The 15,945-nt window shown below is 58.2% G+C and carries 16 protein-coding genes and 1 pseudogene; 9 read left to right on the forward strand and 8 right to left on the reverse strand.

The window, feature by feature from the left end; genetic code table 11:
* Positions 1-2: 2 nt before the first annotated feature.
* From MOQ67_RS00755 to MOQ67_RS00785, 7 genes are all read left to right on the forward strand, one after another.
* On the forward strand, positions 3-1,301 hold the full coding sequence (locus MOQ67_RS00755) for a phosphatase PAP2/dual specificity phosphatase family protein (RefSeq protein WP_126589440.1): 1,299 nt from the start codon (positions 3-5) through the stop codon (positions 1,299-1,301).
* Positions 1,291-1,734, forward strand: a complete 444-nt coding sequence (locus tag MOQ67_RS00760) for a hypothetical protein (RefSeq protein ID WP_017850065.1) — start codon at positions 1,291-1,293, stop codon at positions 1,732-1,734. Before MOQ67_RS00755 ends, MOQ67_RS00760 begins: the two co-directional genes overlap by 11 nt.
* A gap of 9 nt (positions 1,735-1,743) precedes the next feature.
* The gene (locus MOQ67_RS00765) at positions 1,744-2,364 is read left to right on the forward strand and encodes a lysophospholipid acyltransferase family protein (RefSeq protein WP_126589439.1); all 621 of its coding nucleotides are present in this window, start codon (positions 1,744-1,746) and stop codon (positions 2,362-2,364) included.
* Position 2,365: 1 nt separating this feature from the next.
* Positions 2,366-3,298 carry a phosphatidate cytidylyltransferase gene (locus MOQ67_RS00770; protein WP_017850067.1) on the forward strand — a complete coding sequence of 311 codons (933 nt, stop codon included), beginning with the start codon at positions 2,366-2,368 and terminating at the stop codon, positions 3,296-3,298.
* Between the two features lie 711 nt (positions 3,299-4,009).
* Positions 4,010-5,077: an NAD(P)/FAD-dependent oxidoreductase gene (locus tag MOQ67_RS00775; protein WP_126589438.1), complete on the forward strand. Its 1,068-nt coding sequence runs from the start codon at positions 4,010-4,012 to the stop codon at positions 5,075-5,077.
* 104 nt (positions 5,078-5,181) lie between these two features.
* Positions 5,182-5,355, forward strand: coding sequence for a hypothetical protein (locus MOQ67_RS00780; protein WP_017850069.1), 174 nt, complete (start codon positions 5,182-5,184; stop codon positions 5,353-5,355).
* Between the two features lie 146 nt (positions 5,356-5,501).
* The gene (locus MOQ67_RS00785; RefSeq protein WP_126589437.1) at positions 5,502-7,001 is read left to right on the forward strand and encodes a Fic family protein; all 1,500 of its coding nucleotides are present in this window, start codon (positions 5,502-5,504) and stop codon (positions 6,999-7,001) included.
* 1,118 nt (positions 7,002-8,119) lie between these two features.
* Here MOQ67_RS00785 and MOQ67_RS00790 read toward each other — a convergent pair.
* From MOQ67_RS00790 to MOQ67_RS00800, 3 genes and pseudogenes are all read right to left on the reverse strand, one after another.
* Positions 8,120-9,491: pseudogene (locus MOQ67_RS00790) on the reverse strand (IS1182-like element ISCfr1 family transposase).
* 114 nt (positions 9,492-9,605) lie between these two features.
* Positions 9,606-10,742: a DUF3883 domain-containing protein gene (locus MOQ67_RS00795; protein ID WP_000080860.1), complete on the reverse strand. Its 1,137-nt coding sequence runs from the start codon at positions 10,740-10,742 to the stop codon at positions 9,606-9,608.
* Between the two features lie 50 nt (positions 10,743-10,792).
* Positions 10,793-11,020 (reverse strand): hypothetical protein, encoded by a 228-nt coding sequence (locus MOQ67_RS00800; RefSeq protein ID WP_000248278.1) that lies wholly within the window; start codon positions 11,018-11,020, stop codon positions 10,793-10,795.
* 23 nt (positions 11,021-11,043) lie between these two features.
* Here MOQ67_RS00800 and MOQ67_RS00805 point away from each other — a divergent pair, with 23 nt between their 5' ends.
* Complete coding sequence (locus tag MOQ67_RS00805; RefSeq protein ID WP_000951934.1) at positions 11,044-11,235, forward strand: hypothetical protein; 192 nt, start codon at positions 11,044-11,046, stop codon at positions 11,233-11,235.
* A gap of 481 nt (positions 11,236-11,716) precedes the next feature.
* Here MOQ67_RS00805 and MOQ67_RS00810 read toward each other — a convergent pair whose 3' ends face one another.
* The 5 genes from MOQ67_RS00810 to MOQ67_RS00830 form a co-directional block, all read right to left on the reverse strand.
* Positions 11,717-12,259, reverse strand: a complete 543-nt coding sequence (locus MOQ67_RS00810; RefSeq protein ID WP_000587837.1) for an AAA family ATPase — start codon at positions 12,257-12,259, stop codon at positions 11,717-11,719.
* Positions 12,260-12,271: 12 nt separating this feature from the next.
* Positions 12,272-13,132 (reverse strand): aminoglycoside N-acetyltransferase AAC(3)-IId, encoded by an 861-nt coding sequence (gene aac(3)-IId / locus MOQ67_RS00815; RefSeq protein WP_000557454.1) that lies wholly within the window; start codon positions 13,130-13,132, stop codon positions 12,272-12,274.
* Positions 13,133-13,295: 163 nt separating this feature from the next.
* Positions 13,296-14,123, reverse strand: coding sequence for a DJ-1/PfpI family protein (locus MOQ67_RS00820; RefSeq protein ID WP_021263998.1), 828 nt, complete (start codon positions 14,121-14,123; stop codon positions 13,296-13,298).
* A 221-nt stretch (positions 14,124-14,344) separates the two neighbouring features.
* Positions 14,345-14,653, reverse strand: coding sequence for a BA14K family protein (locus tag MOQ67_RS00825; RefSeq protein WP_196494983.1), 309 nt, complete (start codon positions 14,651-14,653; stop codon positions 14,345-14,347).
* A 155-nt stretch (positions 14,654-14,808) separates the two neighbouring features.
* Entirely contained in the window at positions 14,809-15,234 is a 426-nt protein-coding gene (locus tag MOQ67_RS00830; RefSeq protein ID WP_021263996.1) for an EF-hand domain-containing protein, read from the reverse strand.
* A gap of 234 nt (positions 15,235-15,468) precedes the next feature.
* Between MOQ67_RS00830 and MOQ67_RS00835 the strand changes: the two genes are divergently transcribed.
* Positions 15,469-15,900, forward strand: coding sequence for an EF-hand domain-containing protein (locus tag MOQ67_RS00835; RefSeq protein ID WP_021263995.1), 432 nt, complete (start codon positions 15,469-15,471; stop codon positions 15,898-15,900).
* The last annotated feature ends 45 nt before the right edge of the window (positions 15,901-15,945 follow it).

Below are 15,945 nucleotides of genomic sequence, written 5' to 3' on the forward strand. Positions count from 1 at the left end.
ACATGCGCGAACCCGGCCTGTTAAAGCCCGCGTTCCTGTGGCTGTTGCTGTTGGCCCCGCTGTTTTTCAGCACCTACGGCTTTGCCACATGGATCACCAGCCAGCGCAGCGACGTCGGCACACTGGTGTTCGATTGGGAAACCCACATGCCGTTCTGGGCCTGGACCATCGTGCCCTACTGGACCATCGACCTGCTCTACGGTTTCTCCCTGCTGCTGCCCAACAGCCGCCATGAACTGAAGCAACATGCGCTGCGCCTGCTGAGTGCGCAGCTCATCGCCGTGAGTTGCTTCCTGATCTGGCCACTGCGCTTCACCTTCGAACGGCCGGAGCTGGATGGCGTGTTCGGCTGGCTGTTTGCCGTGCTGGCCGGTTTCGACAAACCGTTCAACCAGGCGCCGTCGCTGCATATCGCGCTGCTGGTGATCCTGTGGATCATGTACCAACGCCACACCCAGGGCGCCTGGCGCTGGCTGGTGCATGGCTGGTTCGGGTTGATCGGGGTTTCAGTGCTGACCACTTATCAACACCACTTTATCGACTTACCCACAGGTGCCCTGGCGGGTTGGCTGTGCGTGTGGCTGTGGCCGCTGGAACATCCGAGCCCGCTGCTGAATGCGCGGCTGACCCGTGATTCCACGCACTGGCGCCTGGGGTTGCGCTACGGCCTGGGCGCGCTGGGGCTGTTCATCCTCGCGCTGACTTACGGCGGGTGGTGGCTATGGCTGCTGTGGCCGGCGCTGTCCCTGGGGCTGATCATGGCGAATTACGTCGTCCTCGGCGCGCCAGGTTTCCAGAAGCGTGCCGACGGTCGACTGACCCCTGCGGCGCGCTGGCTGTATGCGCCATATCTGGCAGCGGCGTGGCTCAATTCACGGCTGTGGACGCGCACGCATCCACAGCCCGACCTGATTGTGGATAACGTCTCGCTCGGTCGGCTTCCTACCGTGCGCGAGCAAGGTTCATTCAAGGCCATCGTCGATCTGTGCGCGGAATTGCCGATTAATCCACAGGGCCGTGCCTATCAATGCGTCCCCGTCCTCGACCTGATCGCGCCGACCCCCGCCGAATGCCTGCAAGCCGCGCAAGCCATCGAACGCCTGCGCGCCAGCGGCCCGGTGTTGGTGTGCTGCGCCCTTGGCTATTCGCGCAGCGCCACCGCTGTGGCGGCCTGGCTGCTGCACAGCGGGCGCGCCGCCACGGTGGATCAGGCACTGGCTATTATTCGTACAGCGCGGACCGAGGTGGTCCTGCATCCCGCTCATCGCCATGCTTTGGAGGCCTTGCCCCATGCCGGCTGATATGGAACTCCAGGTCGTCGCCAGCCTGCTGCGCCGCGGCCGCTCACTGGATCAGTTATCCACAGGCCTGACGCTGCTGGGCGTGTTGTTCGGCCTGGCGCAACTGCTGATGGCCAGCATCGCGCCGATCTGCCTGCTGCTCAGCCTGTGGATGATTATCCTCGGCCTGCTGCAGAAGTACTGGGCGCTGCGCGTGGCCTTCGATGCCGACCTGTTCGCCCTGCTCGCCCGTAACACCGAACGCACCCCGGACCTCGACCAGGCCCTGCAAACCCTCGGCCTGCAGTCGCCCAAACGCGCCGGCCGACCCTGGACCGAACGCCGTCGCGGCGCCCTCAAACTGCTGCGCAAGCAAGCCTGGCTACTGGGCGCTCAAGTGCTGTTGACCCTGGGCGTGATTCTCGCCAGCCCTTGGCTACCTTTCGCCGGATAAGGAATTCCCATGTTCGAACCCGTGGTCGCCACCCTGATTACCTCGATGGCCCGCACCGTCACCGGCGCCCGCAGCCTGTGGCTGGGCTGCGCGCCGGTGGCGGTGCAACGCATCTACTTCGCCAACCACAGCAGCCACGGCGATTTCGTGTTGCTGTGGGCATCGCTGCCACAGAACCTGCGCAAATTCACGCGCCCGGTGGCCGGCAGCGACTACTGGAACAAAAGTGCGCTGCGCCGCTACATCATCCACCGCGTGTTCAACGGCGTGTTGATCGACCGCGAGCGCAAAGACCCTGTGGATAACCCCTTGCAGCCCATGCTCGCCGCACTGGAAGGCGGCGACTCGCTGATCATCTTTCCCGAAGGCACGCGCAATCTGGAAGACGGCTTGCTGCCGTTTAAAAGCGGCCTGTATCACCTGGCAAAAAGTTACCCACAGGCCGAATTGATCCCCGTGTGGATTGCCAACCTCAACCGCGTCATGCCCAAGGGCCGCGTCCTGCCGCTGCCTCTGCTGTGTACCACCAGCTTCGGCGCGCCACTGCAATTGGAAGAAGGCGAAGACAAAGCCGCCTTCCTTGCCCGCACCCGCGACGCCCTGCTCGCCCTCGCCCCGGAGCATTCCTGAGATGGATAGCCAAACCCTGATGCTGTTCGGCGGGATCGGCGCGATCCTGGTACTCGCCTCGCTGATCGGCCTGATCCTCAAGCTGCGCACCCGTGGCACGCCGAATGCGGTGATCGACAACCTCAACGCCCGCATCAACGCCTGGTGGGTGATGGTGGTGATGATCGGCATCGCCTTCTGGCTCGGCACCGGCGCGGTGATCGTGCTGTTCTATGCCGTGTCGTTCTATGCCCTGCGTGAATTCCTCACCCTCACCCCGACCCGGCGCAGCGACTACCCGGCGCTGGTGGCCGCGTTCTACCTGGCGCTGCCGCTGCAATACCTGCTGATCTACGCCGACTGGTACGGGCTGTTCTCGATCTTCATCCCGGTGTACGTGTTCCTGCTGCTGCCGATCCTCGCCTCCCTCGGCGGCGACAGCACACACTTCCTGGAGCGCGCCTCGAAGGTGCAATGGGGCTTGATGATCGCAGTGTTCTGCGTGTCCTTCGTGCCCGCCCTGCTCACCCTCGACATCCCCGGCTATGAAGGCCGCAACCTGCTGCTGATTGCCTACCTGGTGATCGTGGTGCAACTGTCGGACGTGTTGCAGTACGTGTGCGGCAAGCTGTTCGGCAAACACAAGATTGCGCCCAACCTGTCGCCGTCGAAAACCGTCGAAGGCTTTGTCGGCGGCATCCTGCTCTCCTCGCTGATCGGCGCGGCGCTGTGGTGGACCACGCCGTTCAACCCGTGGCAGTCGTTCCTGATTGCGCTGCTGATCAACTTGCTGGGGTTTGCCGGCGGCATTGTGATGTCGGCGATCAAACGCGACCGTGGCGTGAAGGACTGGGGGCATATGATCGAGGGGCACGGCGGAATGCTCGATCGGCTGGATTCGGTGTGCTTTGCGGCGCCGATTTTCTTCCACCTCGTGCGCTACTGGTGGACCTGACCGACACCGCCCTCAAGCCCGACGAAGATCAACATGTGAGGGCGGGTTTGCTCCCGCACGCTCGGCATTGAGGTGACGTATCGACCTCATCTTTTGTCGCAAAGACGCGTGTAAGATACGCCGCATGTTGGCGCTGATGCCGAGTTGACCCAGTTGCCGAGATTTCACTGACCCAGTCTGACTCCTCGTGAATCATTGTCTGTGCTGGATTTTTACAGGTTTGGAAATGGGGCAGTCTTGCGTCGGCAACCGGGTCAACCCAGGGGCAGCGCCAATACCCTCATGTAGCATGCTTCCATACGGCGGCCGACGAACAGTCCAGTCCTTCACTAGACATCACCGGTGGTTCGCGCCTGGGTAGCCGAATGTGCGCTTTCGGACCAGACGCCACCTCGGTAAGCGTCTTGTTAAGTCGCCTTGATCTAAAGGATTGGCGGTGGCAAATCCAGCGAAGCTGACGTGATCTTTACCCCGGTCTGCCAGCTACGATATCCTTTTAAGCACTCCCTACCGCTCTAAGCCTTCGCCCTACAAGGATGTCTACCAATGCTTTGTTCGTAAGGGTACGACAAAGTCACCTACCCGATCCCAGCGATACCTGCCAGAGCTATGCAAGCTGACTCCAGCAGACGCTTACTCATGAGCTGTCAGGTTCACATATCGGTAGACCGGCTGTGTAACATCGCAAGTTCGGCAGAACAGGGAGTTGATATGGAAAACCCAGACAAACGAATCGTTATTGTCGGTGCAGGAATCGTAGGCGCGTCTCTGGCTTACCACTTGGCAGGTAAAAACGCCAAAGTCACCTTGGTCGAGGCTGAATATATAGCCTCCGGCGTGACTGGGAGCTCGTTTGCATGGATCAATTCTTCACACCCCGAACCAGACCCCATTGCGCAACTGCGCGGTGCTGCAATCGGAGAATACCGCCGGCTCGAGGCGCAACTGCCTGATCTTAAGATTCGCTGGACGGGTGCCTTATCCTATAGCGCCAGGTCAAATGAAATGCCGGCTTCAGGTCACCTGAAGTCGGCACATCTCGTGTCCAGATCGCAGATTCTAGACCTTGAGCCAAATCTCAAAAGTCCCCCTCAGTATGCGTTGTATGCGACAGCAGAAGGCGCGCTGGACGCAGTGGCAGCAACCTTTGCGTTGGTCGCAGGAGCCCAGGAAAATGGGGCGGAAATTCTCACCCACACGCGCGTTCTCGGCTTTACAACCCAGGGCAAAAAAGTCACGGGGATTGAAACCGCGATGGGCATCATCAATGCCGATATTGTCGTACTGGCGGCGGGTACAGGCATCACGAAGCTGACAGATATACTTGGAGTGTCCCTTCCTATAGAGGCCTCACCCGCCATTTTCATCCGTTACAAGTCACAACCCAACCTCGTACACACCTTGATTTCAAGCCCTGAAATGGAAGTCAGGCAAAGTTCGGACGGTGCGTTGCTGGCGGCCGAGGATTACGTGGATGACTCATTGCAAAACCAGCCAGCAGCGGTAGCACTACGAACGGCTAGAGCGATCCAGAACGAACTGCACGGGGCTGTTTCCATTGATCCGGAAATGACCTGCGTCGGCCTCAGACCAATGCCTGAGGATGGCGTCCCCATCATCGGTTATCTGTCAAAAATCGGCGGCGTATACGTTTGCGCCATGCACCCAGGCGTTACCTTGGCGGCAGTAGTGGGCCGTCTTGTCAGCGAGGAAATTATCGACCACAGGGCCTCCTCTGCCCTTGCTCCCTGTCGGCCCGATCGATTCTTCCAAGAGTAGGTGGCCTGATCGCGGATCGGCGCTCTTATTCTTCAAGTATCAGCCTAGTGCGGCAGCAACATGAGTCGAACAATATTGAATCTGCTCCAACTCAAGAGACCGATATGATCCGACCAGCCAAGGCAAACGATGACCCCGAGATCAGAGAGTGTGCCGAACAGGCCTATGCTCGTTATGTTCCAGTGATCGGGCGAAAACCCGCTCCGATGGTCGCAGATTTCAACCCCATGGCGTTCAAAGCCCAGGTCGCCCAGAAAGCGCAATGCGGCAAGGTGTGATTGCCGGACGCTTACCGCCGATAAGCGGAAAGCCCAAAAATAGTGGTTGCGCGGCCATTTTCGGTTAATATTTTCTGAGTGTTTGGCTCACATTTTAAGAAAATCTTGGCACGGTTAAGAAAATCTAGCCAACGACAGGGGAAAGAATGGGAAATCTAGTGGGTTACGCCCATTTGATCAATGCGATGGAGCTGAAGGCTATCAGGGTAAAGAAGCCTGCACTCGTTCAACCCGTCACCCGCATTGAGCAGATCAACGGCGCGCTCGCAGTTCCGCAGGCGGTTGCACCAGAGGCTGGTGATTTTCTCGCCCACATTATCTTTGCGCTCAAACATGAGGGCGTCAACCTCTCTATTTTGGCGCAGGCTTTGCCTCGCATTGAAGGTCGACTCCTTGTAGAGGCCATAACCCAATCTCCCAGCAGCGGCTATCTGCGCAAAGTCTGCTTTCTCTGGGAAGCCTATTCCGACCGTTCACTGGACTATACGGACAAGCCTCGGGGGCCCGGCGTCCTGCTTTTTGATCCAGAGCGGTACATCACGGGCCCATCGGTGCGAAACAACCGCTGGCGCGTGGACTTCAATGGGCTAGGGACACTCCAATATTGCGCGACTGTAGAACGTACGCCTGAGGTCCAGGCCCTGCTTGAATACGACATTTTAGGGCGTTCGAAAGAGTTTATTGCTTCCTTGCCTAAGGAAATGATGGATCGCGCCATCAACTGGGCGTACCTGAGCGAAACAGATTCCTCATTTGCGATTGAAAAGGAAGCACCGAGCCAGCAGAAGTCAGAGCGTTTTGTTCAGTTGCTGCGCCAGGCACATGACCGCCAGCCGCTTACCGAAGACTACTTGGTCTCTCTGCAAAACAATGCGATTTCCCAACCGCTTGAATGGGCGGTGGCCTTCCGGCATGAACAAAACCATCTGACCAACTCCTTTCGAGGAGCGGCGGGGGTCACCTATATCCCCCCTCCTCCAGATATTTGCCGGGAGCTGATGTTCGAACTCATGGCCTTCGCAAACCGTGCACCCTTGGAGCTTGACCCGCTGGTGGCCGCTGGCATTGCCTCGTTCGGGTTTGTCTTCTTGCATCCCTTTATGGATGGTAATGGCCGACTGTCGCGCTTCTTGATACACCAGGCATTGTGCTGCAGCGGTGCGCTGGAGAATGGTTTGTTACTTCCGGTCTCCGTGGCCATGAAACGAGAAGAGCAACGCTATCTTGAAGCTCTGCAGAGCTTCTCGAAACCTGCGCGGCAATTCTGGGACGTTCGTTGGATCGATGCCGACAACATGTCGCTTAACTTCACCGGCGACCCAAGCCTATATCGCTACTGGGATGCGACTGAGTGTGTGGCCTTCACGCTGGAAATGGCCAAGCGGGCATTGGAAGTCGAACTGAGGGAAGAAACCGAGTATTTGCAACGATACGACACGTTGCTCAAGGTGGTTAATGACAACTACGACGTGCGCGGCAGCCTCTTGAGTAAGCTGATTATGCAGTGCTTAGACCAGAATGGGGTCGTATCAAAGGGCCGGCGCAAGCAATACAACGGGTATATCCAAGAAGAGGTTTTCGACTTCCTCGAAGGTCACGCCCAGGCCCTTCTGGCAGAAGCCTACGCAGAGCCTGACGGCCAATAGTCCAGCGACCGTGGCGGTTGAATGGCCGGTGGCATATCCCTTGCCATGCCCATCTCAAAGTGTCCCCACAGGATTTCCTACCCAACACGTTAGCGGATGGTGTAAACAAGATGGATCGGAACGTTCGTAACCCTCAGCGGCTTTCGCAGAGTGCTTTCAACAAGATGCTAGCGATAGCGTAATTCAAATTCGAATTGGAGCTCTGCGTTTGTGGTGGGTGTCCTCGTGGAGACGCACAGTAAGCGTCCGCCAAACACACCTTACGCAATTGGCCGGCTGGGAACATCTTGAATCGTCAACCAAGGCGAATAATCAACGCCTTCGCCTCGGCCTCTCCCCTCTTTGAGGAACCTCTCGATTTTCGATTCGTCGATCTCGTATCTGCGACGCGACATCACTGGCCCTCAGAGCTTGCCGTGTCCTGAAGGGGTTTGACGTCCAGACCTGGACGTCGTGTCACGTACAAACTTTATTCCAAAGCAACAACAGGTGTGGGAGGAAAATAAAGTGTCATCCTAACTACAGGACCCTGCAACGTAGCAATTCCTGCAAAAATCCATTTAAAACAATGACTTATTTCAATTCTGCCATCTGCAAGCGTTTTGTGGGGATGGAGGCCGGAATCATTAAAGTATCATCCTAATTTTCGCTCAACCTTGGAAAATGCTGAGAATCGTAAAAATAAAGTTTCATCCTTTCCGCTACTAGTTCAAGGCTTTCTTCCGGCCGCCGGCAACAACGCTGCTTGGCTGAGGCGATCCACTTGCGCTACCGCTCACTGATCAGATCGAACTTGAACTCGACGAGCAGCCAACCATCAGGCCGAGCGTGATCGCCAAAAAAAACGGATCATGCGAAATCCTTCGTTGAGTTTGGCGCGGGTTTTAGCAAATCAGCTGGCCCGCGATCCGGTTGAGAGTGATCCGAAGCGGTCCTTGACGACCGGCACAAATCGGCCGATTCTGTTGAAAAAGTAGCTTTAGCGGCAGCCTGCCGATCAGGTGTGCCTGCTGTCGAAGTGGCTGCAAGCCACTTCAAGTTGCCTTCCGGCGTTTCACTGAGCGTCCTTGCTCAGGTTTAAGGGTTAATTTGAGGGTTTCTGCTCGTAGCAGGCATACCTATCCCGTCAGCGGTGGCCCTTGAGGCAAAAGCTTGGCCATGCGGCGCAGGTTCTGCACCATCGCAGCCAAGGTGAATTCGTCAGTGGCACCCGTTAGGCCACGCAGTCGTAAACGGTCGAGTTTCATGATCCGTTTGAGGTGGGCGAAAAGCATCTCCACCTTCTTTCGTTCGCAGCGAGAGACGAGGTACTCCGGTGTCTTGGCGATGCGTCGAGCCACGTCGCGGGCAGCCTCATGGATGCTGCGGACGATCTTCCGATTCGGCGTGTTGGGGCAGCATTTCGCTTTCAACGGGCAGGTGGCGCAGTCGGTTTGGCTGGAGCGGTAAATGACGGTTTTGGCCTTAGTTACCCGCGACCTTTGCTGGGTGAAGGCGCGCCATTCACTGCGTAGCGGTTTGCCGGCTGGGCAGCGATATTCATTGGCGTCCTGACTCCAGTGAAAGTCGTTACTGGAGAGGCTGTCGTCCTTGCGCTCGGTCTTGTCCCACACCGGCACATGCGGTTCGATGTCCTTTTCTTCGACCATCCAGGCCAGCATCGGGGCGGTGCCATAAGCGGTATCGCCGATAAGGCGTTCCGGTGTGAGATCGAACTGCGCCTCGACACGCTCGACCATCGTCCTAGTCGAATCGACTTCGGCGGTACGGTGCGCCGGGGTAGCTTCCACGTCCATGATCACACCGTGCTCAGTGTCGATCAGGTAATTCGTGGAGTAGGCAAAAAAGGCCGGGCCACCTGGCGCTGCTGTCCAACGGGACTGAGGATCAGTGAGCGAAATTTTCTTGGGAAGAGCCTCAGCCAGCGCCTCTTCATCAAGGGCTTCGAGGTACTCGCGCACTGCGCGGCTGCTGAGCTTTGGATCGTTCCAATCGACCTCATCTCCCGCCACCCCACGTTGCCGGCTGGCATCCGCCTTAATGATGCTGGCGTCGACGGCGAAACCTTCACCCTTGACTAGGCCGGCTGCCATGCAGCGCCGCAGCACCTCATTGAATAACCAGCGGAATAGATCGCTGTCACGAAAACGCCCATGGCGATTCTTCGAGAAGGTCGAGTGATTGGGGACTTCGTCTTCCAGACCCAACCGGCAGAACCAGCGATAGGCCAGGTTCAGGTGCACCTCTTCGCACAATCGCCGCTCGGAACGAATGCCATAGCAAGTAGCCGACGACCAGCATGCGCACCATCAACTCCGGGTCAATCGAGGGACGCCCGATGGGGCTATAGAAATCTGCCAGGTAGGCACGTAGATCACTGAGATCCAAGCACTGGTCGATGCTGCGCAGGAGATGTTGGGCCGGGACGTGATCTTCCAGATTGAACGAGTAGAACAGGCGCTGCTGTCCTCCCGGTAACTGTCCCATCATGCTGTTCGCCCCCACGCTCGCTGACAAAGCAATTTTGCCAACGGCATGGGGAGGCCGCTACTTTTTCAACAGAATCGGCCGCACACAGCCATTCGGCTCAACAGAACCCTGCCTTTACCCCACCAAACTCCGGAAACTCGCCCGGTAGTCCGTCGGCTTGAGATGCACATGTTGGCTGAGGTCGCCGGGTAGCGTGAACAGGCGCGGACCGTCCCGAAACTGGAACACGCGATACAGATGGAATTGATCGCCCGCCTCCTTGGAGAATTCGAGTTCGTTGTGGCTGACCAAGAAAGACGAGCCTACCCCGCCATTGGTGGTTTTCACCTCGATGAAGCGCTCATGGGCGTCCTCTTCGAACGACAGGATGTCGAACCCCGCACCGTCTCCCTGGGTGTCGGACACCCAATCCAGCCGCTGAAAAAGCTCTGGGTGGCCGAGCTCGGTCAGGCGTTGCTGTTCGTAGCCAATCACCCACTGCTCCCCTGCCCGGCCCAGCTTGCGGTTGGCTTCATCGCGAGCGGCATAATCGAACTTTCGCGGTAGGCGTTGCCGTAGAGATGCCGGGGTACGCACAAGCACTTCACGGGCGGGTGGTTCTACCAAAGCCGCTCGGTAGGTTTTGTCACCCGGAAGTTTTACCTCCTCCAGGGCATCGACAAGAGCGCCGACCGTCTGCTGATGTTCCAGAACGTAGGCGTGTACGGATTTACGCAGCAGCAGTTGGCTGTTGCCGCGTGGCTTGTAGCCGTTGATATAGGGCAGGCCCAGGGCATCGAGTACGGCGCTAATGTTCTGGTGCTTGAGCTCGACTGAAGACTTGCTGCGACCGTTCAGCAGTTGGCGCAGTGCCTGGTTGTGCTCGGACTTGTTGTACGGCTCCCCAGCCGCCTCGGCACGCAGCATGTCGAAATAGTCTTCGACCGTGGCCAGGACCTCTTCTTCGGACCAGTCTTCGCCGATGCGAATGATGCGAAACCCGAGCCGCGTCAGCGCCGGAACGACGGTCGCCTCGCCACCGGAGAAGCTGTCAGCAGTGAGCGGGCCCTGCTCGGGAAATTGCTTGCCGAAGGCCACACCGGCGATGGCCTTGGAATCGCAATCGGTGCCGGTCTTCGGATCACGTACCAGGAAGTCGCGGGACTTGCCGTAGCCGTGGCGCGCCAGGAATTTCGTGCGGCCCAGTTGCACGAACTCATCGATGGCAGCCTGCACGGCGGCGGGGCTTCGAAGCTGGGAGAGTTGAGACACAGGGTCCTTCCTTACTGTCATGGTGTGCCGGGAACCGCCGAGCCACGAGATTATGAGTAGCCCCTGAACAGAAACGTCACGATAAAAGCCGTGAACGCCACCAGGCCCATTAAATCCCTTGCGTATTTGCAGCCCGTGCTGTCCAAACCTGTACCAGGTCCGATCAACACGCTCCAACCATTGAGGTACGAAAACACCGCCTGACCGAACAAAAAATGCGTGATAGCCGCCGCAGCCATGACGCCGGAATCGTCAGACAGGCTGTAGCTGTTGACCATTGCCCTGTACGCCTGCATCTGAAATGGCTATTGCCCTGATGGGAGCCGGCTTTTCAGCCACCGACACCAGCGATGCCGTCAATATTCTTTACCCGATAACCATGACCGTACAAGCTAACAAGGCCTGGCAAGCCAGCGGACTTAAAAAGTCTTTTTTTCTACCATCCCACAAAAAAGTTCGTGGTGGAGAAAAGATAAGCTATGCAAGGCTTTAGGAGACGTGGTTTTTCAGGATGACGAAGAACGATTCGGCGCTAGGTGCAACATAGGTGCATCGCACGAGCGCTAGGAACGGCGAAAAAAGGCGGACGTGGCGAAATCGGTAGACGCAGCAGACTTTAAAATTGGAGTGCCCGCGGGGAAATCCGCGGAGTAGAACCGCTCAAAGTCGGGGAACGCTAACGGGCAATACCCTAAGCCAATCCCGAGCCAAGCCCCTTCGGGGGAAGGTGTAGAGACTGGACGGGCGGCGCCTAAAGCCTTCGGGCAATGGCGAAGGGACAGTCCAGACCACGAACGTCATCAGACGGCGGCGAAAGTCGAGGTGGTACGAAAATCTGCTTCTCTGTGAGAGTACGGGTTCGAGTCCCGTCGTCCGCACCACAAAGCCAAACATCCCTGCGATGATCGACCTCTGGGCGTTTGGTCGTGAGCCCGCCACCCTCGCGCTACGCTTTGCGCAGGCGTCGAAGGCGATCAGGTGCGCCCATCGATTCCGTCGAGCACCATCGCTGCGAGTTCATCGCTGGTGTGTGCACCACTATCGAGAACACGGGTTGTGCATGGAAGCCGTTCCCTTGCGGCCAAGCATCGGGCGACATTCGCTAATCGCCACTCTCGAATCTCCGCATTTCGATTCGGGTCAGGATGCATGGTCTGGTTCGCGATCCGGTGACGCAATAGGTCCTCGTTGAGCGTCAGAAAGATGTGCAGCAGCTGATCGTCGATCCGCCTTACCCCGTCGAGTATCTCAGTCAGATAGTCCGGGTGCACGAGCGTCATTGGGATGATGATGTCCTGCGAGTAATTCCTTCGAATCTCCCTGACCGCCGCGATCGTAAGTCCCCTCCACAAGGGGAGATCCTGATAGTCTCCGCTCGCTGGCATGGGGACCGTTTCTTTCACCACGAACCCGATTTCCTCGGGGTCAAAGATCAGCGATTTGGAACGCCGATCGCGCAGCCGCTTAGCGAGCGTCGTCTTTCCGGCGCCGAAAGGTCCGTTGATCCAGATTATCATTGTCGACGGCCTCTAACCTGAAGGCTCGCAAGAGCGCTCGACGGCCTCGTGCGGAGGCACGATCGGAGTGGTTCCGAAATGCTTCTCAAGATAGGTGACGCCGAACGTCACGATGTCCTGCGCGTCGAACAGGTAGCACTGAGCAAAGCCCACGACACCTTCTCGATGGCGACCGAGCTTCACGTAAGCATTTGCTATAGTTTCAACCGCATCCGGCTTTCCTTCGATAGCAAAGCAATCGAGAATGCCGTTTGAATCGTAATCCGATGCCGTTTTCCAGGCGACTTCACCGTCTCTTCCAAGCATCGGCATCTCATACGTCACCCACCGTTTGTTGGGGATATCGGCAACCGCCTCGGCGTAGTGCAATGCGGTAACGGAGTTTAGCGGCGCACCCAACAGCAGGGCCTTCCCGCCAAGGCGAACGAACCGCTCGACGGGCGATCCTTCCCCCAAGGCGTGACCGAGTTCGTGAGGCTCCGTCAGCGTTTCAGCCAGCGGACCAACCGCGACCATCGATGCATCGGGGTGCGCGCTGCGCCGCGCGCCGGGGGCTTGAACCAGAAATTGATTCAGCAGGCCGAACCCACGGTAAGTCCCGGCTGTTGCGGGATCGAACGGCAGCCAGGTACGGCGGGCTTCGTCATCCAGCCGAGCGCCATTCAGAGTCTCCTCGTAGGGTGATCGGTCCCACGACGCGTATCCCATCACAGTGCCAGTCGGCCCAACCGCGGAGCGTAACGCGGCAACGACCGTCTCCGCTCCTCCTTCGACCGGACCAATCGCTTTAAGTGAGGCATGCACCATCAAGAGGTCACCGGTTTGGACTCCGAGTTTTTGAAGCGCCTCCGTTATTGCCTTCCGCGTATGCATCGCGATATCTCCTCTAAACTGCAAAACACTATACCTATCGAGATATCACTCTACTATACCTATCGAGATATCACTCTACTATACCTATCGAGATATCACTCTACCTCTCGCTGCTTGACCGAGGTGGGGGACCGTCGCCGTTGGTGGCTTTTTGGCCAAGCGTTTATCCGCGTCGTCTCGCCGCCCGCTCCGCCTCCGCGCGAATAGCAAGCAGCGAAGGACCAAGAAGCTCACGCGCATGAGCGACCGTTTCGGCGGATGCCGTGTTTAGCGAGCCGCTGTCAAAAGGAGGCTTGGGATCGTATTCCATGATCAATTGCTGCAGGCGCGCGCGCTGCTCGCCACGTAGCTCTGCTGCGAGTTCAAGCCCAAAGTCGAGTCCTGCGGTAATCCCGCCGCCCGTAATTCGGTTTCGATCCTTGACGACGCGATCACTAACGGGCGTCGCCCCGAACACTGGAAGCATGTCGAGCGTGCCCCAGTATGACGCCGCCTTGTAACCTTTGAGGAGACCGGCAGCTCCGAGAAGGACGGAGCCGGTGCAAACGCTGGTGATGTATCGCGCACGTGATCCGCGATGAGACACGAAATCGAGAAGCCGATCATTCTGGAGCGCGGTCAATGTACCCTTCGGCCCGCCGGGAACAAAGAAGACATCCAGTTCGTCAGGACACTGTTCAAAAGTCATCGTCGGGACGATTGCCAGGTCGCTGTCCGACATCACCGGGCTTTGGCTCTCGGCGATCAGATGAACGACTGAATTCGGAAGTTTCGACATCACCAGCTGGGGCGCAACAAGGTCCAAGGCGGTCATATTCGGGAAGAGCAGAAGCCCACAGGTCAAGGGCTTTTCGGAGTCGCGGGCGACCAGCTGCGATTGATCCTTCGCCGCGGTTTGCGCGGCCGAATCGTTGGTTAGTAGTGCACTGGTTGTAGCAAACGTTAGCGCAGAAAAGACTTCGCGGCGGGTGAAGTTCAGGTCTCGATTCATAGGTGCCTCCGGTTTCGCCGGCAGCTTAGCGACCCTGGAGTCGTGTCGAATGACAAACCGGCATCAGTTTCGGCCAAGAGATCGTAGAGCTGTTTCGAATTCGGCCCGACAATTTGAGGTTTGCTGCTAACCTGCCGCCAGCGACTTTCTCCCATGGACGAAGAACCGACCGGCGGTGCCTCTGCCGATCAGTTCGTCACACGCATTCGACATTTCCTACGTCAGTTGTAGGGCGACCAGCACTGTTCGCGCGGACCGTCGTACGGCTGATAGGTGTTATCGTACGCACGATATGACCGATAGTGATCGAAGCACCACTCGATATGGGCGGCGGTCAGACGGCGCGCCGGTGGCACGGGATGGGCCAGCGTTCGGCCGACGATCACGCCGGCAGCGAAGGCTGCGGGCGGAAACCAGTATCCTCGATAGAAGCGGTAGCCAGGACGCGCGACGACAACACCGCGATATCCATTATAGTAGTGGACGCCGCGGACCACGTAGAAGCCGTGCCGGTGGGCGACTTCTTGCACGGGGCCCTCACTATCGATCGTTACCGACGATCGAACGAGAGGATTCGCCGATGCAGGAGCGGCATAGGAAAAAGGAGGAGCGCTGCGGCGCCCATGGAGGCAATAGTCTTTCTCATCGCGTTGTGTGTCCTGTTCTTTGAAAGCCTAGGTGACGATTAGCGTTGACGAAGCGACCTGAGTTCGGAGAGCGAAAGTGAACGGTCGCCGTTTGCATCGGCGCGCTGAAGCCGATCGGGAATGAATTGAGCGAATTCCGCTCTCGTAATTCGGCCGTCGCCGTTCGCATCCATCCGGCGAGCCTGCGTTTCCAGACCTTCCGCCGTTGCCATCTGGAGCCTACCGCCCTCGCTCACGCGCTTAAGGGCGGCCTGCGCCTCACCATTGTCGAGAACGCCATTTCGATTTGCGTCCAGCCGGTCGAACAAGGACGCACGCGCCGCCTGTATCTCGGTAAACTGAAGCGCTCGATCACCGTTTTGGTCCATTTGGCGGAAAGCCTGCCGGGCTCTTTGCCCGTCCGCCGCGCAAGCGCTGCTAGTCGCGAGGACAACCATCACGCAGGCCAGCAATTTCAACTTCATTATTCTCTCCCCTTCCTCGGGTGGGATTGGCATCAACGCGAGCTTCTACGCATGGGAACGGCAGCTCCTACGCGCCGCCGGGCATTTTTCTTTGCAAGGGGCGTCCGTCGACGGCCACCGCCAAGATGTCAGGAATCCTTGATTGAGCGCGTAGGAGATGAGCCAGCGGTTCGTATTGGTTCACGTAGCTGCCCATCGGCAGACGAAAACCAAAGAACCGAAGGAAGACACTCGATGAAAAAGGCTTCATACGCGCTGGTCTCAGCGCTGGTCGCCGCTCTCTCCCTGCCGGGGATCTCGGCTCACGCGCAAACGGTATCGCCGATTCTTCAGCGGCTCGATGCGAATAACGACGGCGCTGTCTCGCGCGACGAGATAGTCGCCGCGCGGGCGAAACTCTTCGCTCGCCTCGACGTGAATAGCGACGGAGTTATCGATGAAGACGAAACTGAAATGCTCCGCGATGCGATCATGGATCGCGCGACGGCCATGCAGGCGCGTCTCGGAAATCAGATGCGGCGGCTCGACACGAGCGGCGACGGAAAGGTGTCGAGGGACGAATTTCGTGCTCGCACGCTCTTCTTCGACCTTGCCGACCGGGATGGCGACGGGAAGCTGTCGGCCGCCGAGTTTCTCGTCATCCGCGGCATCATGTTCGACCGCTGAGGTTGACCGCAGCTCTGAGCAAGAATTGAATCAGTACTGAGGAGT

The organism is Pseudomonas sp. LY-1 (assembly GCF_053502595.1).